The organism is Brevibacterium permense, assembly GCF_013280495.1.
In the GTDB taxonomy this organism is placed as follows: Bacteria; Actinomycetota; Actinomycetes; order Actinomycetales; family Brevibacteriaceae; genus Brevibacterium; species Brevibacterium permense.
Genome location: NZ_JABSSX010000018.1, coordinates 17,822 through 39,670 on the forward strand (window position 1 = coordinate 17,822; position 21,849 = coordinate 39,670).

17 protein-coding genes and 1 riboswitch are annotated in these 21,849 nt (G+C 64.4%); of the genes, 3 read left to right on the forward strand and 14 right to left on the reverse strand.

What is annotated here, in order from left to right:
- The first annotated feature begins 46 nt into the window (after nt 1-46).
- Nucleotides 47-1,540, forward strand: a complete 1,494-nt coding sequence (locus HK353_RS15680) for an alanine/glycine:cation symporter family protein (RefSeq protein ID WP_173157669.1) — start codon at nt 47-49, stop codon at nt 1,538-1,540.
- A gap of 164 nt (nt 1,541-1,704) precedes the next feature.
- The gene (locus HK353_RS15685) at nt 1,705-2,004 is read left to right on the forward strand and encodes a hypothetical protein (protein WP_173157671.1); all 300 of its coding nucleotides are present in this window, start codon (nt 1,705-1,707) and stop codon (nt 2,002-2,004) included.
- A gap of 147 nt (nt 2,005-2,151) precedes the next feature.
- Here the strand turns inward: HK353_RS15685 and thpD are convergent, their stop codons facing one another.
- The 14 genes from thpD to HK353_RS15755 form a co-directional block, all read right to left on the reverse strand.
- Nucleotides 2,152-3,060 (reverse strand): ectoine hydroxylase, encoded by a 909-nt coding sequence (thpD, locus tag HK353_RS15690; RefSeq protein ID WP_115614107.1) that lies wholly within the window; start codon nt 3,058-3,060, stop codon nt 2,152-2,154.
- Nucleotides 3,061-3,263: 203 nt separating this feature from the next.
- Nucleotides 3,264-3,965, reverse strand: a complete 702-nt coding sequence (locus HK353_RS15695; protein WP_173157672.1) for a hypothetical protein — start codon at nt 3,963-3,965, stop codon at nt 3,264-3,266.
- Between the two features lie 227 nt (nt 3,966-4,192).
- Nucleotides 4,193-4,600 (reverse strand): ectoine synthase, encoded by a 408-nt coding sequence (locus HK353_RS15700; RefSeq protein WP_039206215.1) that lies wholly within the window; start codon nt 4,598-4,600, stop codon nt 4,193-4,195.
- Nucleotides 4,601-4,770: 170 nt separating this feature from the next.
- On the reverse strand, nt 4,771-6,075 hold the full coding sequence (gene ectB, locus HK353_RS15705; protein WP_173157674.1) for a diaminobutyrate--2-oxoglutarate transaminase: 1,305 nt from the start codon (nt 6,073-6,075) through the stop codon (nt 4,771-4,773).
- A 164-nt stretch (nt 6,076-6,239) separates the two neighbouring features.
- Complete coding sequence (gene ectA, locus HK353_RS15710; protein ID WP_244195312.1) at nt 6,240-6,635, reverse strand: diaminobutyrate acetyltransferase; 396 nt, start codon at nt 6,633-6,635, stop codon at nt 6,240-6,242.
- A 656-nt stretch (nt 6,636-7,291) separates the two neighbouring features.
- Nucleotides 7,292-8,830 carry an L-serine ammonia-lyase gene (locus tag HK353_RS15715; protein ID WP_173157678.1) on the reverse strand — a complete coding sequence of 513 codons (1,539 nt, stop codon included), beginning with the start codon at nt 8,828-8,830 and terminating at the stop codon, nt 7,292-7,294.
- 150 nt (nt 8,831-8,980) lie between these two features.
- Nucleotides 8,981-9,379 carry a glycine cleavage system protein GcvH gene (gene gcvH / locus HK353_RS15720; RefSeq protein ID WP_173157680.1) on the reverse strand — a complete coding sequence of 133 codons (399 nt, stop codon included), beginning with the start codon at nt 9,377-9,379 and terminating at the stop codon, nt 8,981-8,983.
- A gap of 110 nt (nt 9,380-9,489) precedes the next feature.
- Nucleotides 9,490-10,752, reverse strand: a complete 1,263-nt coding sequence (locus HK353_RS15725) for a glycine cleavage system aminomethyltransferase GcvT (RefSeq protein WP_173157682.1) — start codon at nt 10,750-10,752, stop codon at nt 9,490-9,492.
- Nucleotides 10,752-13,685 carry an aminomethyl-transferring glycine dehydrogenase gene (gene gcvP, locus HK353_RS15730; RefSeq protein WP_173157684.1) on the reverse strand — a complete coding sequence of 978 codons (2,934 nt, stop codon included), beginning with the start codon at nt 13,683-13,685 and terminating at the stop codon, nt 10,752-10,754. Before gcvP ends, HK353_RS15725 begins: the two co-directional genes overlap by 1 nt.
- Nucleotides 13,686-13,847: 162 nt before the next feature.
- Nucleotides 13,848-14,010, reverse strand: a riboswitch (glycine riboswitch).
- 324 nt (nt 14,011-14,334) lie between these two features.
- Nucleotides 14,335-15,624 (reverse strand): MFS transporter, encoded by a 1,290-nt coding sequence (locus tag HK353_RS15735; protein WP_173157686.1) that lies wholly within the window; start codon nt 15,622-15,624, stop codon nt 14,335-14,337.
- 88 nt (nt 15,625-15,712) lie between these two features.
- Nucleotides 15,713-16,795, reverse strand: coding sequence for a phosphotransferase family protein (locus HK353_RS15740; protein WP_173157688.1), 1,083 nt, complete (start codon nt 16,793-16,795; stop codon nt 15,713-15,715).
- Nucleotides 16,792-18,051, reverse strand: coding sequence for an acyl-CoA dehydrogenase family protein (locus HK353_RS15745; protein WP_173157690.1), 1,260 nt, complete (start codon nt 18,049-18,051; stop codon nt 16,792-16,794). Before HK353_RS15745 ends, HK353_RS15740 begins: the two co-directional genes overlap by 4 nt.
- Entirely contained in the window at nt 18,048-18,827 is a 780-nt protein-coding gene (locus HK353_RS15750; protein ID WP_217278535.1) for an SDR family oxidoreductase, read from the reverse strand. The genes HK353_RS15745 and HK353_RS15750 overlap by 4 nt, the downstream gene beginning before the upstream one ends.
- 38 nt (nt 18,828-18,865) lie before the next feature.
- Nucleotides 18,866-20,611 carry a class I adenylate-forming enzyme family protein gene (locus tag HK353_RS15755; RefSeq protein ID WP_173157692.1) on the reverse strand — a complete coding sequence of 582 codons (1,746 nt, stop codon included), beginning with the start codon at nt 20,609-20,611 and terminating at the stop codon, nt 18,866-18,868.
- Nucleotides 20,612-20,892: 281 nt separating this feature from the next.
- Between HK353_RS15755 and HK353_RS15760 the strand changes: the two genes are divergently transcribed.
- Nucleotides 20,893-21,507, forward strand: coding sequence for a TetR/AcrR family transcriptional regulator (locus HK353_RS15760; RefSeq protein ID WP_342589966.1), 615 nt, complete (start codon nt 20,893-20,895; stop codon nt 21,505-21,507).
- The last annotated feature ends 342 nt before the right edge of the window (nt 21,508-21,849 follow it).

A 21,849-nucleotide genomic window follows, 5' to 3' on the forward strand; every position in this document is an offset into this window, starting at 1 on the left:
CACCTCCGATCCTCTCCAGCACAATTGCCGAAGGAGGCGCAGTTCGATGGAGATGCTCCAGAGTGCTTTCGACAGTGTCAGCACCGTATCGTCGTACATCCTCGTGGCTGTTCTCATCCCCACTGGTCTGTATTTCACTATCCGCACGGGAGCGGTGCAGGTCCGCCTGCTGCCCGAGATGTTCCGCACCCTGACCGAGCCGGGCGGACGGGATTCCGAGGGCAACCGGAACATCTCGCCGTTCCGCGCCTTCTCGATCTCTGCAGCCTCGCGGGTGGGAACGGCGAACATCGCCGGTGTCGCTCTGGCGATCTCGCTCGGAGGACCGGGTGCGATGTTCTGGATGTGGGTGACGGCCATCGTCGGCGGCGCCACGGCCTTCGCCGAGTCCGCCCTCGGTCAGCTGTACAAACTCAAGGACGGTCCGAACTTTCGCGGCGGACCCGCCTACTACATCAAGCACGGGCTGAATATGAAGTGGCTCGGCCTGGTCTTCGCCGTGATCGTCGCCATCACCTACGGCATCGTGTTCAATTCGGTGCAGTCGAATTCCATCGTCGACGCCGTCGGGGCATCCTTCGGAGTCGAGAGTTCGGACGGCGTCTTCGCTGCCGTGGCCGGTGCGATCATCGCCGTCGCCGCCTTCGCGATCTTCGCAGGCGGCGCCAAGCGCATCTCGAACATCTCGGCTTATCTGGTGCCGATCATGGCCGGCCTCTACCTCATCGTCGGCATCATCGTCGTGGTGATGAACATCGGTGCCGTGCCGTCGATGATCGCCACGATCGTCACCGACGCGTTCAGCATGGATTCGATCGCTGGCGGCACGCTGGGATCGATCATGCTCATCGGTGTGCAGCGCGGCCTGTTCTCCAATGAGGCCGGCATCGGTTCGGTGCCGAACGCCGCGGCCACCGCATCGGCATCGCACCCGGCCAAGCAGGGTTTCGTGCAGGCGCTGGGCGTGTACTTCGATACGATCCTCGTCTGCTCGATCACCGCGTTCATCATCCTGCTGTCGAATCCGGAATACGGCAGCTCTGCCGAGGGCATCCAGCTCACGCAGACCGCGCTGAGCGGTCAGCTCGGACAGTGGGCGATCCACTTCCTCACGCTGGCGATCTTCCTCTTCGCGTTCTCGTCGATCCTCGGCAACTACTACTACGGCGAGGCGAACATCGAGCACCTGACGACGAACCGTGTCGCGTTGCGTGTGTATCAGGTCATCGTCATGATCTCGGTGTTCATCGGTGCGATCGCGGCCCTCGACCTCGTGTGGACCGCGGCCGATATCTTCATGGCGATCATGGCTCTCATCAACCTCTTCGCCCTGCTGATGCTCTCACCGCTGGTGTTCTCGCTGTTGAAGAACTACCAGAAGCAGCGCAAGGCCGGCTTCGAACCGGTCTTCCACCGCGGCGACCTGCCGACTTATCGGCGCATCAACACCGAGGTCGACGCCTGGGACGGCACCGACGAGGTGACCACCGCGAAGTTCTGGCAGGACCGCGGCAAGAAGGTCCGCCCCGACGGCGATTGATGTCACGCGCTATCTGAGTCCGCAGTCCTCAATGCGCATCGGGCGCCCCGTTCTGGGGCGCCCGATGTGTTTTCAGTTCTCGATGTCATGAAGGATCCTCTGGTCCGTCATGCAATACCCCTGATCCCTCAGCCATCCCCCTGATCCCTCAGAAGGAGGCCACGATGAGTATCGATCGTACTGAGTTGGCCAACGCCCTCGCCGAGTTGACCGGATGGTCGGTCACGGCCGATCCCCACCGAGTGACCTTCATAAATGATGATCCACCGCAGGTGGTCATCTGGACCGTCACCGATTCCGAGATCGGTCAGATGCGATACAACCAAAATCTCGCTTCACGGGAAGCCGGAGGTCGTCAGAGCGCCGAACTCGGCACCCTGGGCCCCCTACTCGACGAAGCTTTAGGCCCATTCGAGGGATCCCGTGGGGTGATTCGTGGGACTGACCTGAGGATCATCGAGTAGCCGCGACTCGTCGAGGTCTGTGGGAAGGCAAAGGGGTCCGGCGCCGCGACTGCGGCACCGGACCCCTTCTGTGCAGATGCGCTCACTCCACGGGGAGTTCCAGGCATGGGCGAGGCATCAGCGGCCGGGCCAGTTGCGTATGTGGAGTCACCTACCGGCTGGAGTGAAGTCAGTGCTGCCGACGAATTCCGGACGCGGTTTCGGCGCTGCGAACGGTTCCACACACGTGTTCTCCACCGAGTTGTACACGATGAAGATATTCGAGCGCGAGAACGGAGTGACGTTGCCGTTCGACGCATGCATGCAGTTGGAGTCGAACATGATCGCTCCGCCGGCCGCTCCTTCGAGCACGTCGATGCCGTATTCGTCGGCGAAGTCACTGAGAGTCTGACGATCCGGGGTGCCCGCACCCTGCATGATGAGTGACTTCCGATAGTTGTCCTCGGGAGTGCCTCCCACGCAGCTGATGTAGCGCTTGTGCGAACCGGGCATGATCATCAGCGGGCCGTTGAATGAGTAGTTGTCCGTCAGCGACAGCGAAAGACTCACCGCGCGCGGAGTGGGCATTCCGTCCTCAGCATGCCAGGTCTCGAAGTCCGAATGCCAGGAGAACTCTTTGCCCACGAATCCCGGCTTGTAGTTGATCCGGCTCTGATGGATATAGACATCGGTTCCGAGGATCTGACGTGCACGGTCGACGAGGCGCGGATCGTTCGCGATCTTTCTGAAGATCTCATTGGTGCGATGGATGTCGAATATCGACCGGACCTCGTCGGACTCGGCTTCGACGACGGTACGCTCATCGGCCTTCACCTCCGGGTCGCGCGAAAGCCTTTGAAGCTCGTCGGTGAAGAGTTTGAGCTCTTCGCTTGTGATGAGCTGATCGATCGTCAGATAGCCCGTGTCCTCGAAGTGCTTGAGATCAGCCGCCTCGAGGGGGCCGTCTTCGGGAGAGCCGAAGACGATCGGACCCGTGCGCGGGAGAACCTCTGTGGTCTCACCGGAGCGAGTCGGATAGAGATCTGTAGTTGCGGTCGCAGCTGACACTGCTGTCATCATTTCTCCTTCCTTCGCTATGTGCCGTCTGCCGAGGCGGTGCCGAGACTGCTCATCGCCTCCGCAGATCGGGCTGTGCGACCACCGTAACAGGAGGACATCGTCCCCGGTACCCCGGTCAGAGCCAGGACAGAGAGACCGGCACCGCGGAGCCATCCACCAGCGATGAATCGTTCCGAAAGTGCCGGTCTTTCATGTGACGGTCAGCGTTTGACCGATTTCGAGGTGGCCCCGGTCGCCCAACTGACCTGGCTGAAGGTGACGCGGTAGGTCTTCTTGCTCTTTGACTTCACCTTGTAGGTGGCCTTGCCCTTCTTCGCGGTGACCGTTTTCAGGGTCTTCCACTTGCTACCCGACTTGACCTGGAACTTCACCTTCGGGTTGTAGTTCCGTTTCTCGTCCCATTCGGGGTTGTAGTACTTCGTCGAAGACGTCAGCGTGACGGTGCTGCCGCTGCGTTTTGAGGACAGAGAGACGTAGGTCTTCCCGCGGACGTAGAAGTAGCCCTTGGTCGGATCAACATCGTCAACGATTCCGACTAAATCCGCTGTATTCGCCCACACGTCGGATGGTCCAATCGTGTACTTGCCAAGGCCATCCATATCGGGGCAGATGTCAGTAAGAGTGCGCTTCGACTCGTCGTCATCATAGAAGTACGCACGAGAAACTCGTTTGCCTTTGCTGCTGATCCCAGAGCTAACTTTCCACCTGTCGATACTGCCGGACCTCTTATGAGACATATTCACCACGATGTTCCGGCAACTGTCGCTCGAGACAACAATGCTGTTTGCGGACAGTTTGGTGACATCAAAAGAACTCTTCGCTGCTTCGGCAGACACAGCAGGACCGACGGCGAGAGCAAGAGCGGCAACGGACGCCACAAGGGCGCGCTTGAGGAACTTCATGGAGACTCCAACTGAAGATGGGATGAAAGGGGATGCCTGAGTCGGAGTCAACGAATGTGCAGTCGGCAACGAGAAGTCACGAAACTTGAAAGTTGTATGACCGAAGATTATCACATCTGCAGTGCGACTGGCTTCGGCTCAGCCTTGCCGTTCAAGCGCACAACTCAACCACACGCAAAAGGCGGCCCGAGCGCAATGCTCGGGCCGCCTCGGCGAGGGGATGCGAATCAGTTCGCGGGTGCCGCCTCATCCTCGAGGATGAGCGGGTACACGCCGTTTTCGTCGTGGACCTCACGACCGGTGACCGGCGGGTTGAACACGCACGCCATGCGCAGCTCTTCCTCGGCGACAACGGTGTGCTTCTCGTGTCCGTCGAGCAGGTACATGACGCCATCGTGGAGCGGGTATTCCTTGCCGGTCTCCTGATCGGTCAGCGTGCCCTTGCCCTGCACGCAGTACACGGCTTCGACGTGGTTCTGGTAGTGGAACGTCGAGGTGGTTCCGGCGTAGATCACGGTGTCGTGGAACGAGAATCCGACGCGTTCCTTGCCGAGCACCATGCGGCGTGAGCGCCAGGTCTCGGACTTCACATCGCGGTCGGTGTCGTTGAGGTCATCGCGGTTGACTACGTACATTAGTGGTCCTTTCGCAAAAGGTCGGTGAAAGTGTTCAGGGGTGGGCCGCGGACTTCCGTCTGACTTCAACGGCTCCAGTCGGCCCCGGTAGGCGATCGAGCAGGTGAGCTCGAATCCGCCCAAAGCTCGGGCCGGCGCCACAGCTGCGACGCCGGCCCGGCAGAGGTGGGTCAGGCCAGTGCGGCCTTCGCGGCGGCGGGAGCGAACTTGAGCACTCCGGCCTCGATGATGTCCAGGCCTGCCTGCAGATCGCGCGAGTCGATCGTCAGCGGCGGCATGATCTTGATGACTTCGTCATCGGCGCCCGAGGTCTCGAGCAGGAGACCGTTCTCGAAGGCATAGGCTGCGACCTTCTCAGCCACCTCGAGGTCCTCGAAGCAGACGCCGGCCAGCAGGCCGCGTCCACGGATCGAAGCGCCTTCAGCCTTCTCGACGATCGTGTCGAGGCGCTGGTGCAGCTCGGCAATGGTGTCGGCGAGCTGGTTCTGGAACTCGTTGTCGGCCCAGAAAGTCTTGATGGCGGCGGTCGCGGTCACGAACGCGGGGTTGTTTCCGCGGAAGGTGCCGTTGTGCTCGCCGGGCTCCCAGACGTCGAGCTCGGGACGGAACAGAGTCAGTGCCAGCGGCAGACCCGAACCGGAGATCGACTTCGACAGGCAGACGATGTCGGGCTCGATACCAGCCTCTTCGAAGCTGAAGAACGAACCGGTACGGCCGCAGCCTGCCTGCACGTCATCGACGATGAGGAGGATGTCATGCTTCTTGCACAGGTCGGACAGTGCGCGCAGCCACTCGGCGCGGGCGGCACGCAGTCCGCCTTCGCCCTGCACGGTCTCGACGATGACAGCGGCGGGCTTATCGACGCCCGAGCCGGAGTCCTCGAGGACCTTCTCCAGCCACAGGAAGTCCGGGACCTCTCCGTCGAAGTAGTCGTCGTACGGGATCTTCGAGCTGTTGGTCAGCGGGATGCCTGCGCCTTCGCGCTTCATCGAGTTGCCAGTCACCGACAGCGATCCCAGCGTCATGCCGTGGAACGCGTTGGTGAACGAGAGCATGTGCTGACGGCCGGTCACCTTGCGAGCGAGCTTGAGAGCCGCCTCGACGGTGTTGGTTCCCGTCGGTCCGGGGAACATGACGGAGTAGTCGAGTCCGCGCGGCTTGAGGATGAGGTCCTGGAAAGTCTGGAGGAACTCACGCTTGGCAGGGGTCTTCATGTCCATCGAGTGGAGGACGGCGCCCGACTGCAGGTATTCGACGAGCGGGCCCATCACGGCCGGGTTGTTGTGGCCGTAGTTGAGAGCACCGGCACCGGAGAAGAAGTCGAGGTACTCGTTGCCATCCTCGTCCCACTGCTTTGCGCCCTGCGAACGGGCGAAGGTCGCGGGCCAGGAACGGCTGTAGCTGCGCACGGCAGACTCGCGGGTTTCGAAGATGTCGGGCTTGTCAGTGGGTGTGGGCTTAGCACTTTCAGTCATGACTTGAGTCCTTTCGACTTCTTTGAGTTCTTCGCCTGCATCGGATGCAGGCGCGAAGGCGGTGGCCGCTGCCGCTCACTGCGGGCGATCTCTTCCGCCTCCTGGCACCTGGCGCGTCCACGCCCTTGGAAGAGGGGGGCCGCGCGGCACCGGGGTGAGGCTCGTTACAGGGGTGCGATCTCGTAGAGGTACTCGGTGTCGTGGCCGTCCGGGTAGAGGTCCGGGGTGAACAGCGGGCGACGGTTGAATCCGGCCCCACGCTTCTCAGCGAACGCCTGGAACAGGCGGTTGGACGCCGCATTGTCGTCGGTGATCGTCGTCTCCATGCGGAGAGCGCCGGTCCGGTCGGCCAGTTCATGGAGCATGGTCGATGCGAGTCCGTGTCCACGGAAGTTCTCGTTGACGGCCACCTGCCAGATCATCAGGGTGTCCGGATTCTCCGGACGGGTGTACCCGGTGATGAAGCCGGCGGGTTCTCCGTCGATTCGTGCGATCACCGAGGTGTCCGCGAAGTCGCGGCACCACAGCAGGTACGAGTACGAGGAGTTCAGGTCGAGCACGGCTGTGTCTTTCGCGAGCCGCCATAGATGTTGACCGTCCTCCAGTTCTGGAGTCCGGACGTCGATTTGCGTCTTCGGTTCAGCGAGTGCGTTAATCACGCCAACAAACCTAACGGGCTGAGATCGAGCGTCAACCTCGAAAGTGCCGATTCCGGGGTACTTCCGCAACGATCGTCCCGGGCTACCGACATGTAACGGACCCGGCTTTCCCCATGGCATCTCTGGGATGTGACGGGGCGCTCCTTCGCGCTCCTGACGCGCCAGAGGTTCGTTATCGTTTCGTTACATTTGACTGGAGTTGGAACAAGGGTTCCACGTGCTCCATGTCACTTCGCTTGAATTTGGATAGCAAGGTGTCCTGCTGCCCGAGGTTGCCGTCTGAGGCTCTGCGAGCGGGTTCGCGGCGGTTTCGCAGTCCAGGTCGCCTGGGCAGTGCGATGGGTAGCGCGAAATGTGGTCGCTTTCGGATGCCTGCACCCAAATGTAGGTCGCTATCGGATACTTTTCGGCGCTGAAAGTATCCGATAGCGACCTATTCTCCGAGGGCAGGCAGACGGCTGGCCACTAGGCAGGCGGCTGGTGGTTAGGTGGGCGACTGGTTCACAGTCAGGTAATCCCCGCGGGCCGCCAGCCCCACGCCTGAAGACGCGCCTACCTCAGCACTCGACGACGTTGACGGCGAGGCCGCCCATCGCCGTCTCCTTGTACTTCGAGGACATGTCCGCGCCCGTCTGACGCATCGTCTCGATCACCTCGTCGAGGCTGACCCGGTGCTGGCCGTCGCCCCACAGAGCCATGCGGGAGGCGTTGATGGCCTTGCCGGCGGCGATCGCGTTGCGTTCGATGCAGGGCACCTGCACGAGTCCGGAGATCGGGTCGCAGGTCAGTCCGAGGTTGTGCTCCATCGCGATCTCGGCGGCGTTCTCCACCTGCTCGGGTGTTCCGCCCATGACGGCGGCCAGTCCCCCGGCGGCCATCGACGAGGCGGATCCGACTTCTCCCTGACAGCCCACCTCGGCTCCGGAGATCGACGCCCGCTCCTTGTACAGGACTCCGATGGCCGCCGCGGTGAGCAGGAAGTCGACGATGGCTCGGTGCTTCGCGGGCTCGCCGCCTTCCATCACCGCGGGAACGTAGTTGAGCGCATAGTGCAGCACCGCGGGGATGATGCCGGCCGCCCCATTCGTCGGCGCGGTGACGACGCGGCCTCCCGATGCGTTCTCCTCGTTCACGGCCATCGCGATGAGGTTGACCCATTCGAGGTAGTAGCCGGGATCCCGGTCGGGGTCCTCTGCCTTGAGTTTGAGGTACCAGTCGTGTGCGCGGCGGCGGACCTTGAGCCCTCCGGGCAGATAACCGGAGCGGTCCAGGGACGCCGAAGCGCATTCCTCCATCACCGAGTAGATGTGGAGCAGACCGTGCCGGACCTCATCGTCGTCGCGCATCGACAGTTCATTGGCGTGCATGATCTCGGCGATCGACAGGTCGTTCTCGCGGCAGCGCTGAAGCAGCTCGACACCGGAGTGGAAAGGATAGGGCAGCTCTTCGTCGTAGGACTCGAGTTCGGCATCGACGACAGAATCCGCAACTGCGAACTCGGCGCCCGCGCCTGAACCGCCGCCGGCAGCCACATCGCCGCCGCCGTTGCCGTCAACCGCAACGTCGCCGCCGTCATCGTCAGCTGCACCATCCTCGGCAGTCTTCTCTTTCTCGAGGAATTCGGTCTCCGAGGTCACGAATCCGCCGCCGACGGAGTAATAGGTCTCCTCGGCGAGGGTCTCCCCCGCAGCGTCGTAGGCGGTCATGGTCATGGCGTTCGTATGGCGCGGGAGGACGGTCAGCGGTCGTTTGACCATGTCATCCTCGGTGAACTTGAGTTCGACGCCGTTGCCGGTCGAGTCGCCGAGGATGATCGTCCCGGTCTCGGACATCCGTGTCCGCCGGGCAGTGAGTTCGTTTGCTTCGATGAGATCGGGGCGGCAGCCTTCGAGGCCGATGAGGATGGCGTCGAAGGTCCCATGGCCGGCACCGGTGGCGGCCAGGGAGCCGAAGACGTCGACACGCAGATCCGCCACGGATCTCAGCGAATCGCTAAGGAGGTCGATGAAGCTCGCTCCGGCACGCATCGGTCCGACGGTGTGGGAGCTCGACGGTCCGATGCCGACCGTGAAGAGGTCGAAGACACTCAATGGCATGGCAATCACTTCGTTTCTGATGAGATGACGACGGGGCCGACCGAACAGCCGTGCACTCACGTGCATGGCGTGCCGGTGCCGACGATGTGTCGGCACCGACCTCGGCCGACCCCGCCTCAGCGTTGATATCCTCCGCCCGGAGGATGAGGCTCAGAGGGAGTTCGCCTCGGCGTAGGCTGCGGCGTCCATGACTTCGCCGACCTCGGTCACGGTGACCTCGAACAGCCAGCCCTCGCCGTAGGGGTCGGAGTTGAGCAGTCCGGGTGAGTCCACGGCCGCCTCGTTGATGGTGACGACCTCGCCGGTCACCGGGGTGTAGAGGTCGGATACGGACTTCGTGGATTCGACCTCGCCGCAGGTCTCCCCTGCGGTGATGGTGTCGCCGACCGCGGGCAGGTCGACGTAGACGACCTCGCCGAGGGCATCGGCGGCGACGGCGGTGATGCCGACCTTGACGGTCTTGCCGACGAGCTCATCGGCGGCGCCGTCGACCCATTCGTGTTCGGCGGAGTAGGTGAAGTTCTGCGGGAGCGGGGGCAGCTGTGCCATCTGTCTTCCTTACTGTGACTGCCGGTAAGGGGCGGTCACGACGTTGTTGTGCCAGGTGGGACCAGTCTACGAGTCACCGGGCCCACCAGGATGAATTGTGGGTAAGAGCTTCAGTGAGCCTGACGCTTGTAGAACGGCAGCTGTGTGACGGTGAAGTCGTGCGCCTTGCCGCGGATGTCCACGGTCACGGCGGTGCCCGCCTCGGCGTGGTCCCGGTCGATGTAGGCCAGGGCGATCGGGTGGCCGAGTGTCGGCGAGGGCTGACCGGAGGTGACGGTGCCGACCTCAGCGCCGTCGATCGACACGGCGGCTCCGGATCGAGCGGCGCGGCGTCCCTCCGAACTCAGGCCGACGAGCACTCGCGGCGGTTCGGTCTCTCCGAGCTTCGCCAGGGCTTCTCGGGCGAAGAAGTCGTCCTTTGTGCTGAACCCGATCATCCGCCCCAGTCCCGCATCGTACGGGGTGGTGTTCTGATCGAGTTCGTTGCCGTAGAGCGGCATTCCGGCTTCGAGGCGCAGCGAATCGCGTGCGGCCAGACCGCAGGGAACGAGTCCGTAGTCCGCACCCGAGGTCACGAGCGTGTTCCACAGGCGGGTGGCGCCGATGTTGGGGACGTAGAGCTCGAACCCGTCCTCACCGGTGTATCCGGTGCGGGCGAGCATGAGGTCGATTCCGGCGATCGTCAGCGGCATCCACGCGTAGTACCCCAGTTCGCGCACCGCCTGACCGATGGTGATCTTCGCATCCCCCGCCGAGGTGGCTCCCCCGTTGGCGTCGTCGGTGACCTGGGCCTTCGCCTGGTCACTGGCGCCGGTGCGGGGTCCGAATTCGCCGTGGCCGGACTCGTCGAGGGCGCGCAGGATGATCGCCTCGGAGTTCGGTCCCTGCACGGCGATGAGCGCGGTGGCGTCGGACTCGTCGGTCAGGTGCACATCGGAGCCGGGTGCGACGGTCTGCACGAACTGGTGCACGCGGTCCTTCAGCGCGGCGACCACGGTGGGCGTGTTCGAGGCGTTGGGGACGATGAGGAACTCCTCCTCACCGATGCGGTAGGTGATGAGGTCGTCGAGAAGGCCGCCTGACTCGTTGACGATGACTCCGTACTTGGCCTTGCCGATCTTCATCTTCGAGTACTTCGCGACGAGCGCGTAGTCGAGGAAGGCTGCGGCGTCGGTTCCGGCGATGCGCACCTCGCCCATGTGGGAGAGGTCGAAGAGACCTGCGGCCTCACGCACGGCACGGTGTTCGGCGAGTTCCGAACCGTACTTCAGCGGCATGTCCCAGCCGCCGAAGTCGGTGAACGAGGCACCGAGCTCGGCGTGGATGCTGTGCAGCGGGGTCTCTTTGGGGGCGTTGGCAGTCTGATCAGTCATCAGTTGTCCTCTTCCTCGAACTCTTCGAAGGCCTCTGGCGGCGGGCAGGAGCACACCAGGTTGCGGTCGCCGTAGGCTCCGTCGATGCGGCTGGCCGGCGGGAAGTACTTCGTGAGGCGCAGCCCGGGCACGGGGAACACCGCGGTCTCGCGGCTGTACTTGCCATCCCAGTCGTCCATCACCACGGTCGCTGGGTGCGGCGCGAGGGCCAGCGGCGACTCTTCGTAGGTATACGACTTGCCGATCTCGTCGATCTCGGCGCGGATGGTGCGCATGGCCTCGATGAAACGGTCGAGCTCGTCCTTGTCCTCGGACTCGGTGGGTTCGACCATGAGGGTGCCGGGCACCGGGAAGGCCAGGGTCGGGGCGTGGAAGCCGAAGTCGACGAGGCGCTTGCAGACATCCTCGGCGGTAACGCCCGTCGCCGAGGTGATCGCACGGAGGTCGAGGATCGTTTCGTGGCCGACGAGTCCGTTTTCACCCGAGTAGAGGACGGGAAAGACGTCGCCGAGCTTCTTCGCCAGGTAGTTCGCACCGAGCAGAGCCGAGCGCGAGGCCTCGCGCAGACCTTCGGCACCCATGAGCTCGAGGTAGGCGAAGCTGATGGGCAGGACTCCTGCGGAGCCGAACATCGATGCGGAGATCGGCAGCTCCTTAGCGTCCGGGTCACCGGCGACAAGGTCCGGCAGCGTGGCATCGCCGGGCAGGTACGGAGCGAGGTGTTCGCGCACCGCCACGGGGCCGACTCCGGGGCCGCCGCCTCCGTGAGGGATGCAGAAGGTCTTGTGCAGGTTGAGGTGGGAGACGTCACCGCCGAATTCGCCGGGCTTGGCGAGTCCGACCATGGCGTTGAGGTTCGCACCGTCGACGTAGACCTGACCGCCGGCGGCATGGACCTTGTCGCAGACCTCGCGGATCTGCGGTTCGAAGACACCGTGGGTGGACGGATAGGTGATCATGATGCCGGCGATCTTGCCTTCGTGCTTGGCGATCTTCGCATCGAGGTCGTCCATGTCCACGGAGCCGTCATCGGCAGTCGCCACAACCTGCACCTGGAGACCGGCGAGCACCGCGGAGGCGGCGTTCGTGCCGTGCGCGGACTGCGGGATGAGCACGACGGTGCGAGCATCATCGCCGTTTGCCACATGGTAAGCGCGGATGGCGAGCAGTCCGGCCAGTTCACCCTGGGAACCGGCGTTGGGCTGCAGGGACACACGGTCGTAGCCGGTGACCTCGACGAGGGAGTCCTCGAGGCGGCCGATGAGTGCGCGCCAGCCCTTGGTCTGTTCGACGGGGGCGAAGGGGTGGATGGAGGCGAATTCCGGCCAGGTGATGGGTTCCATCTCGGCGGCGGCGTTGAGCTTCATCGTGCACGAGCCCAGCGGAATCATCGTCCGGTCCAGTGCGAGGTCGCGGTCGGCCAGGGTGCGCAGGTAGCGCATCATCGAGGTCTCGGAGCCGTGGGCGCTGAAGACTGGGTGGGTGAGGAATTCGGTGTCCCGGTGGAACGACGCCGCGAATGCGGGTTCCGGCACGGCGTTGGCTCCGAAGGTTCCCGCCGAGGCGGCTTCGAAGTCGTCCGCGTCGACCCGGGCATAGATGCCCAGGGCCTCGAGCAGGCCGTTGGCGTCGGCGACGGTGTGGGGTTCGCCGAAGGAGACGCCGACGGTGGTGTTGTCGATCACGCGGATGTTGTATCCGGCCTGGTCGGCAACGTAGCGGGCGGCTTCGGCATCGGCCACGCGCAGGGCCACGGTGTCGAAGAATTCCCAGGTGACCACCTCGGCGCCGGGGGCGGTGTCCGCGGCACCTGCGAACGCGTGGGCGAGGCGGTGCACGCGGGAGGCGATGCGGGTCAGGCCGACCGGGCCGTGGTAGACGGCGTACATCGAGGCGACATTGGCGAGCAGAGCCTGCGCGGTGCAGATGTTCGATGTGGCCTTCTGGCGACGGATGTGCTGTTCGCGGGTCTGCAGGGCCAGGCGGTAGCCGGGCTTGCCCTGGGTGTCCTTCGAAACTCCGACGAGGCGGCCGGGCAGCTGGCGCTGGAGTCCGGACTTCACGGCCATGAAGCCGGCGTGGGGGCCGCCGAAGAACAGGGGCACACCGAAGCGCTGGGCCGAGCCGACGGCGATGTCCGCACCCTGCGAGGCGCAGTCCTTGAGCAGGGTCAGGGCGAGCAGATCGGCGTCGAAGGTGACGAGCGCACCACGGTCGTGCGCTCCGTCGACGGCTTCGGTGAAGTCGCGGATGGCTCCGGTGGTGCCGGGCTGGGCGCAGACGATGCCGAAGATGTCTTCGCCGACGAGGCCCTCGGCGAGGTCGGCGACGGTGACGCGGAAGTCCATGGCCTTGGCGCGGGCGCGGACGACGGCGATGGTCTGCGGGTGGAGTTCGGAGTCGAGGACGACGGTTGTCCCCTTCTTCACTGCGCGACGCATGAGCAGGACCGCCTCGGCGACGGCGGTGGCCTCATCGAGGAGGGAGGCGTTGGCGATGTCGAGGCCTGTGAGGTCCTGGACGACCTGCTGGAAGTTCAGCAGCGCTTCGAGCCGGCCCTGGGAGATCTCGGGCTGGTACGGGGTGTAGGCGGTGTACCAGGCAGGGTTCTCGACCAGGTTGCGGCGGATGACGGCCGGGGTGATCGTGTCGTGGTAGCCCTGGCCGATGAGCTGGGTGCGCACGACGTTCTGGTCGGCGAGGTCGCGCAGGTCGTTCAGCACGTCGAATTCGGAGCGTCCGGCGGGCAGGTTGAGCTCGTCGTTCTGGATGGATTCCGGGACGGCAGCATTCGAGAGTGCTTCCAGGGAGTCATAGCCGAGTTCGGCGAGCATGGCCCGGGCGTCGTCGGCGCGGGGGCCGATGTGGCGGTCGGAGAAGGGGCGCGCGGTGTCCCCTGTTGCCTGCGTCGTATGGGCGAGTGAACTGGTCAATTGCCGTCCTAGGGTCGGTGTCGCGCCCACCGAATTGGAGGACGCAGCGATCGCTGAGTGTCCTCCCCGATCTGTCGGAGCTGCGGCCTGCCCTGCCTCCGAATCATGCGCACGTCGGCGCTGATTCGTCTGCGGACGGGACTCGCTGTCCTTCAGATATGCCTGCAATCGGTGGTACTGGGCCTGAGAGTTTCCCGGGGAGGGAATTGCACCTACGGCGCTGCTCGGAGCTTTGTGCTTCTGCGTCAGTCGGCGTTCCAGCAGCGGCTGGCGTTCGCCCGTATGTGCAGTTGCGGCTGCCCGGCAGCTCTCCCACGTCTTGTCTTAGCGGCGTATGAAGTTGTGTGCAGAACCAGAAGGGCTTCTGAAGCAGATGGACCTCTGGGGCCCCGGCTGAGACTGCGCCTCCGATTCTAGTGAATGAAATCACCCCCGACAAACCCCGTGCTGGTCCCTCACTATGAACACTCTTCCAACCGCCGCGAGGACCAGCTCCCCACGGCAGCTCCCCTGTATCTCCCATGCAGAAATAGGTCGCTATCGGATACTTTTCTGGCTCAGAAGTATCCGATAGCGACCTAGATTCGGGCGCCGAGATCCGATAGCGACCTAAATTCGCCGAGGCGGCGCTGCGGTCCCGCTGCAAGGCTCAGATCTCGTTGAGGTCCTTGCCCTTGGTCTCGGGCAGCTTGACCACGGCAACGATCGTCGCCAGGCAGAGCAGGACCACCCAGCCACTGGAGAGCCAGCTGAGGTCGAGCGAGTTGAACAGTCCGTTGAGGTACGGCGCCGTTCCGCCGAACACCGCCACGGAGACCGAGTAGGCGAAGCCGATTCCCTGAGTGCGAACTTTCGTGGGGAATGCCTCGGACAGGACTGCCGACAGCAGGGCTCCTGCCATCGAGACGACGAGCAGAGCCAGCGTCGACGCGACGAAGAGCGTCCACCCGGTGTCCGTGATCATGCCCATGAGCGGATACTGCAGGATCGCCATGAGGACACCGAAGCCGATGAGCACCGGCCGACGACCGATCCGATCCGAGAGGAATCCCCAAAAGGGCAGCGACGCGAGTGCGATGATCTGCGCACCGACGGTCGCCCAGTAAGCGGTCTGCGCATCCATGCCACGCTCGGTGATCGCCAAGGTCGAGGCGTACGAGGTCCATGTGTAATGAGCTGCGGTGATACCCGAGGTCATGAGCACGACGAGGACGATCGCACGAGCCACACGGCCGCGATCGAGAGGAGTCGGGGCGACGGTCTCTTCCGCTTCATCGGCTTCGAAGACATCGCTTTCGACCATTCCGCGGCGCATCCACAGTGCGACGAGCGCCAGCAGACCGCCGAGCGCGAACGGAATCCTCCACGCCCAATCACTGACCGCGGCCTCGGAGAAGACGTTCGTGATCACTCCGCCGATGGTGTAGGCGACGACCGAGCCGCCGAAGATGGCGACGAAGACGATGCTGCCCCAGAATCCGCGCTTATGGGCCGGGGCGATCTCGGCGATATATGAGTTCGCAGTCGCCGACTCCCCGCCGTGAGCGAAGCCCTGCGCGACGCGGATGAGAAGGAGGATCAGTGAGGCGAAGACGCCGATCTGACCGTAGGTCGGGAGGACGGCGATGAGGAACGATCCGCCGGCCATGATGAGCATCGTGACGATGAGGACGAACTTCCGGCCCTTCACATCGGCGATCTTGCCGAACACGATGCCGCCGAGCGGCCGCATGAGGAATCCGACGGCGAAGACGCCGAGGGTCGCGAGGACGGAGGAGAACGGGTCCTCACTGTTGAACATAGCGGCCGCGATGAACGGAGTGAACACCGCGTAGGCGCTCCATTCGTACCATTCGAGGATGTTGCCGATGGTGCTCGCGACGACGGAGCGTCGTTTCAGCTGCAGAGGCACCTTTGTCTCTGCGATCGTATCGGTCATGGCTTCCTTTCCACTGCTTCATTGGAGGTGGCGCTGGATATATCTGTGGTGGTGCTCGGTGGTGCAGATACTCCTATCTCGCTCGCCGTCAGACGACGGTGGCGGCGATGGCTTCGGCGGCTGCGATGAGTTCGGGGACCCCGGTTTCGAGGCTGCCGGTGAAGTCACCGGCCGACGGTGCCTCTCCGTTGAGCCATCTGGTGTAGATGGCTTCACTGAAGATCGCGGCCTTCCACAGCGCGAAGGCCTTGTACCAGGGCAACCCGGACAGATCGAGGCCCGTCTTCTGCTGGTAACGATCGGCGAGTTCGGAACGGGTGAGGAACCCCTCCGCTGCCGTGACCGGGGTGAGGTCCATGACCGTGCGCGGATGCTCGCGGTCGGTGTAGGTGACGAGGAAGTAGCCGAGGTCGGCGAGCGGATCGCCGAGGGTCGACATCTCCCAGTCGAGGATCGCTGCGACCTCGACCGGCGTCGAGGACGCGATCATTGCGTTTCCGGCACGGTAGTCGCCATGGACGACCCCGTGCCGCTGAGTGGTCGGAATGTTCGCTGCCAACCACTCACCGAGGCGGCTGACCTGGGGCAGCGACCGCTGAGTGTTCTTCTCCCAGAGGGAGGCGAACAGCTTCACCTGGCGCTCCAGGTATCCGTCCGGTCGACCAAGCGCGGCCACTTCGGCAACGGTGACGTCGACCGAGTGGAGGTCGACGAGGCGGTCGACGAGGGCTTCGCTCAGTGCGCGACGGTCAGCCGCCTCGGCGAGGAAATCGGGCAGGGTGTCGGTGACGACGGTGCCCGGCACGAAATCCATGATGTAGAACGGCACGCCGAGGACCGATTCGTCCTCGCAGACATGGAGGATCGTGGGCACGGCCACTCCCTGAGCGCCGAGGACCTTCTGGATCTTCGCCTCCCGGACCATGTCGTGAGTCGATTTCGGGATCGGCGGGCGCGGTCCGCGGCGCAGCACCACATCGAGGTCACCGCGACGGATCCGGAAGGTGACGTTCGACTGGCCCTCGCCGATGCGATCCCAGCGGACGGGACCGGACCCGAAGCCATGCGTGTCGAGGTAGTCGGTGAGGACGTCGACGATGAGCAGCGGCGGAGCGGACAGGGCGCGCGCCTCGGCGGCAGTGTCGACGACGTCGACGAGCTTCTCGGTCATCGTGCCTCCCCCACGTTGTCGAGACGAGGTGCACCCGCGGCGACTTCCTTGCGGCGCTTCGATGACGCGCGGCGGGAGATCGCGAACTTGTGCGTCTCGGTGGCGCCGTCGTAGATGCGGAACGGGCGGACGTCGTTGAGGTACTGGATCAGCGGCAGCTGGTCGGAGACTCCGTCGCCGCCGGTGATCTGGATGGCGCGGTCGATGACGCGGTAGACGGCTTCGGAGCAGTAGACCTTCGCGATCGAAGATCTGGAGTTCGCTTCCTTCGCGTCGGTGGCGAGCACCTCGGAGGTCTTCGTGATCATCGCGTCAGAGGTCTCGATGTCGATGACTGACTGCGCAATGAGTTCCTGCACGAGCCCCTGCCGTGCCAGGACATCGCCGAATGCCTCGCGATGTTCGGCACGGTCGAGAGCCGTGTCCAGCGCCCGGCGGGCCAGTCCCAGCCACCGCATGCAGTGCGTGAGGCGGGCCGGTGCCAGGCGCACCTGGGCGTAGGCGAAGCCCTTGCCGGGTTCGCCGAGGATCGCCGAGGCGGGGACGCGGACATCGTCGAAGTGGACGTAGGGGTGGCCTCCGGCGATGGTGCGATCGACAGTGTGGATCGACCGGCCGACACTGACGCCGGGGGTGTCTTTGGGTACGAGGAACATCGTGGCGGCCTGGCCCTTGCGAGCCTGCGCGGAGCCCGACCCCTCGGTCGCAGCGGCCGACTCCTCGGCGTCGGTAGCGGCCATGACGATGAAGAAGCTGCTCAGTTCAGCACCGGAGATGAAGCGCTTGTCGCCGTTGATGACCCATTCGTCGCCGTCCTTGACGGCGCGGGTGGACAACGCCGACGGGTCGGAGCCGGTGCCCGGATGTGGTTCGGTCATGGCGAAGGAGGAGCGGACGTCGCCGGCAGCCAGCGGGGCGAGGAACCGCTCCTTCTGCTCCTGCGTGGCGATCTGGGCGAGCATGTGCATGTTGCCCTCATCGGGTGCCATGCAATTGAGAACGGCGGGCCCGATCGGCGAGTATCCTGCCTCCTGGAACACCGGGGACCATAATTCGATCGGCACGCCCTGGCCGCCCCACTCGGTGGGCACGTGCGGGGCGAATACGCCGGCTTCCTTGGCCTTGGCCTTGAGATCGGCGAGGACCGCCTCGTCGAGGTAGTCCCCGGGATGGGGCTCGGCGGGCATGACCACGTCGCGGATGAAGGTGCGGGTGCGCTGGCGCAGCTCTTCGACGTCTGCTGGAATCCGGCTCATGCTGTGCCTCCTGCTGTGATGAGTCCGCCGTCGGCGGTGAGGATCTGAGCGGTGATCCAGTCCGAGTCGGACGAGGTCAGATATGCGGCGGCGGCCCCGATGTCTTCAGGTGTGCCGAGGCGGCCGGCCGGGTAGGCGGCGGTGACTTCGGCTTCTCTGCCTTCGTAGAGGGCGGTGGCGAAACGGGTCTTGACGACGGCCGGAGCGATGCCGTTGACGCGGATATCAGGGCCGAGTTCGACGGCGAGAGTCTTCACGAGGTGGGACACGGCGGCCTTCGAGACTCCGTACATGCCGATGCCTTCGCTGGGGTTCTGTCCGGCGACCGAGGAGATCGAGAGGATCCGGCCCTTGTTCTCACGGAAGTGCAGACCCTCGTGGTTGACCGCGCCCTGGATCCAGGCCAAGGTTCCGAGCACGTTGACTTCGAGGATCTTGCGGGCGGCCTCGAGCTCAATGTCGACGGTGTCACCGTAGACGGGGTTGATGCCGACGTTCGTGACGAGCACGTCAAGGCGACCGAACTTCTTCGCGATCGTGTCGAAGACCTCGGCGCGGTGGGCCGGGTCATCGGCCTTGCCGGCGATGCCGATCGCAGTGTCCTCGGGGAATTCGGCGACCGTCTCGGCCAGCGGTTCGGGCTTGCGGGCGGTGAGGACGACGGTCGCTCCTTCGGCCTGCAGTCTGCGGGCGATGCCGAGGCCGATTCCGCGGCTCGATCCCGTCACGAGGGCGACCTGCCCTTCGAAACGGCGTCCGATCGTTGATTCGCTCAATGTCTCTCCTGTCTTGAATGGTTGTCGGTCAGTGGTGCCTATCTATCTGACGCTGCTTCTCTTCCGGAGTCTCGCAGCAGCCTGCGTTGGATCTTCCCGGTGTGCGTCTTCGGCAGGTCTGACATGACGTGGACGGTGCGCGGGTACTTGTACGCTGCGAGGCGTTCTTTCGCGAAGGCGATGAATTCCTCGGCGCTGACGTCTTGGCCGGTGCGCAGGGAGACGTAGGCGACGACGGTCTCGCCGCGGTAGTCGTCGGGCTGGCCGACGACGGCGGCTTCGAGCACGGCCGGGTGTTCGTAGAGGACGTCTTCGACCTCGCGCGGCCACACTTTGTAGCCGGAGGCGTTGATCTGGTCCTTGATCCGGTCGACGAGATAGATCCAGCCGGCGTCGTCCATGACGCCGACGTCGCCGGTGCGCAACCAGCCCTCGTCGAAGGCCGCCTCGTTGGCTTCGGGCTTGCCGAGGTAGCCGGGCGTGATCTGAGGCCCGCGCAGCTCGAGTTCGCCGGCGCTGGAATCGGTGATGACGGTTCCGTCGGCGATGTCGACGATGCGGGCTTCGAGTCCGGGGAACGGCACGCCGATGGCCAGGGTGTCGGTGGCCGGGTCGACGGGTGCCTCGGTGTCGGGCGGGACTCCGATGACCGCGGAAGCGGTTTCGGTCATCCCGTAGATGTTGTGGATGTAGTGGCCGAACCGGTTCCGGAAGCGCTCGACCGTGGCCGGCGGCACGGGGGCTCCACCGGAGTAGAGGTAGCGGATGCTCTGCAGGTCCTCGGCTGTGGCCGATTCGTGTTCGAGCAGTGCGTTGTAGACGGTGATCGAGCCGATGGTCACGGTGACCTTGTCATCTCGGATGGCGGTGACGATCTTGTCCGCGTTGACGCGGCCGATGAAGTCGAGCGTGATCGGGAAGATCAGCGAGGTCGCCGCGCAGGCGACGGCTCCGGTGATATGGAAGAGCGGGGCGATGGCGAGCATGACGTCGCCTTCGCCGAGGTTCAGCCACGCTCCGTACGACCGGGCCACGGCGAGCACATTGCGGTGGGTGCCGACGGCGCCTTTGGCCGGTCCGGTCGTGCCTGATGTGTAGGTGAGCAGGGCGGCGTCGTCGAGGCCCGGCAGCAGTTCGGTGCGGTGGTCGGGCGCGTTGGTCCGCTGGGAGGCGAGGAAGGGACCCCACGAATCGACGGCGATCCCGGACTCGGCGGAGGTCGCCTCGGCGAGGGTGGTTTCGAACCCACGGGAGGCAGTGGTCTGGGCGTCGACCACGAGGTCGGCAGGGTCGCGGTCGTATTCGTCGTCATCGGTGGTGAGCACCCAGGTCAGAGAGCTGCCGGCGAGGGTCTCGCGAACCTGGCCGAGGTCTGCTTCGTCGCAGATGATCGCCGAGGCGGCCGAATCGTCTATGAGCGCGCGCAGTTCGCGGCCGCGGTACATGGGGTTGAGGACGAGGGGGACGACGCCGATCTTCCAGGCCGCGAGCAGCGCCACGGCGAACTGCGGGACGTTCTGGAGGTAGACGCCGACGATGTTCGACTTCTGCAGGCCGCGGGAGAGGTACCCGGCGGCGAGCGCCTCGGCTTCACGGTCGATGTCGGCGGTGGTGAACCTGCGGCCACGGTAGGTCACGGCGATCTGACTCGGGGCCGCCTCGACGCGAGCGTTCCGCGCATGGGCCGTGGACTCGTCGTGGATCTCCGGCGTCTCACCGACTCCGGCGGGGTAGAGCCGCGTCCACACATGCTGCGTGGTGGTGGAAGTGCTGTCGGCTGCCATCTGACTGTCGCCCTTCATCGTGTCGTAACCGGAACATCTCCGTTTCGGCCGACCGAGCGCTCGCTCGGTTAGTTCTGTATCGTAGATCACACGATGACCGAGCGCAAGGGCGGCCGGGCATGACTGTCGACCGTTCGAGCAGCAAAGCGATCGGGCTCAGAGATGGAGGGACGTTTCGGGGGTCGAATAAAACCGCCCGGGGGGCGAATGGAACCGCGGGGTCCGAATGCCCGTAGATTAGGGATGAGAATACAGTGAGACGGAGCAGGCAGGGACAACTCGTGAGCAGTGCAACCATGACGAACTGGCGGGACTACGACGCCCCGCTGCTGTCGCCGATCCTTCAGTCCGCCCTCAACAGCTTCGTCACGGGCGGATTCCACGGCACGAGTATCCGCCAGCTGGCTGGCGCGGCCGGGCTGTCAGTGCCAGGCCTCTATCACCACTTCGCATCGAAGCATGCGATCCTCGCCGAGATCGACCGCCTGGCGATGGAGGATCTGTGGCAGCGCAGCGTCGCGGCACTCGCCGACGGCGGGCAGGAGCCGACCGCCCGCTTCGACCGCCTCATCGAATGCCTGCTGCTCTTCCACGCGCACCAGTCCGATCTCGCCTTCATCGCATTCAGCGAGATCCGAGCGCTGAAAGATCAGCACCGGGATGCTCATATCGCCGCTCGTGACCGGCAACAGAAACTCCTCGACGAGGTGGTCGAGGAGTGCGTTGCCGACGGCAGCTTCACCACGGAGTTCCCGCGGGATGCCTCACGAGCGATCACGACTATCTGCACGGGCGTCTCTCAGTGGTACCGGGCCGGCGGTGAGCTTGATCCTGCTGGCGTGGCCGAACGCTACGGCGAGATCTGCGCGCACGCCGCCGGCCTTCCGGCGACGTAAGGGTGGCGCCTGGCGACCCGATGAAGTAACGGTCGCCCGGCCCAAGCTGCCCGCGAAATAGCGGCAGGCTGCTCGCGAAAGGTTCCGCGAGCCCTGCCCGGATTGGATTGTTGGGTCGATCCACGGCGTTCTGAGCGCCTGAAACACCGTGGATCGACCCAACAACGCGCCTCAGAACGGCGCCGCAAAGAACTTAGGTCGCCATCGGATACTTTCAGCGCGGCGGGCTCAGGGTTCTAGTGCAACACCGTGGTGCGTTTATCCTACGTTTTCCATCACGATGCCGGCGAGCACCTCAGCAGGAGTCGCGTACTCCAGAACCTTACGAGGCCGCCGGTTGAG

Coding starts and splice junctions, on each gene's coding strand:
- HK353_RS15680 (WP_173157669.1), top strand. CDS start 47: ATGGAGATGCTCCAGAGTGCTTTCGACAGTGTCAGCACCGTATCGTCG.
- HK353_RS15685 (WP_173157671.1), top strand. CDS start 1,705: ATGAGTATCGATCGTACTGAGTTGGCCAACGCCCTCGCCGAGTTGACC.
- thpD (WP_115614107.1), bottom strand. CDS start 3,060: ATGACAGCAGTGTCAGCTGCGACCGCAACTACAGATCTCTATCCGACT.
- HK353_RS15695 (WP_173157672.1), bottom strand. CDS start 3,965: ATGAAGTTCCTCAAGCGCGCCCTTGTGGCGTCCGTTGCCGCTCTTGCT.
- HK353_RS15700 (WP_039206215.1), bottom strand. CDS start 4,600: ATGTACGTAGTCAACCGCGATGACCTCAACGACACCGACCGCGATGTG.
- ectB (WP_173157674.1), bottom strand. CDS start 6,075: ATGACTGAAAGTGCTAAGCCCACACCCACTGACAAGCCCGACATCTTC.
- HK353_RS15715 (WP_173157678.1), bottom strand. CDS start 8,830: ATGCCATTGAGTGTCTTCGACCTCTTCACGGTCGGCATCGGACCGTCG.
- gcvH (WP_173157680.1), bottom strand. CDS start 9,379: ATGGCACAGCTGCCCCCGCTCCCGCAGAACTTCACCTACTCCGCCGAA.
- HK353_RS15725 (WP_173157682.1), bottom strand. CDS start 10,752: ATGACTGATCAGACTGCCAACGCCCCCAAAGAGACCCCGCTGCACAGC.
- HK353_RS15735 (WP_173157686.1), bottom strand. CDS start 15,624: ATGACCGATACGATCGCAGAGACAAAGGTGCCTCTGCAGCTGAAACGA.
- HK353_RS15740 (WP_173157688.1), bottom strand. CDS start 16,795: ATGACCGAGAAGCTCGTCGACGTCGTCGACACTGCCGCCGAGGCGCGC.
- HK353_RS15745 (WP_173157690.1), bottom strand. CDS start 18,051: ATGAGCCGGATTCCAGCAGACGTCGAAGAGCTGCGCCAGCGCACCCGC.
- HK353_RS15755 (WP_173157692.1), bottom strand. CDS start 20,611: ATGGCAGCCGACAGCACTTCCACCACCACGCAGCATGTGTGGACGCGG.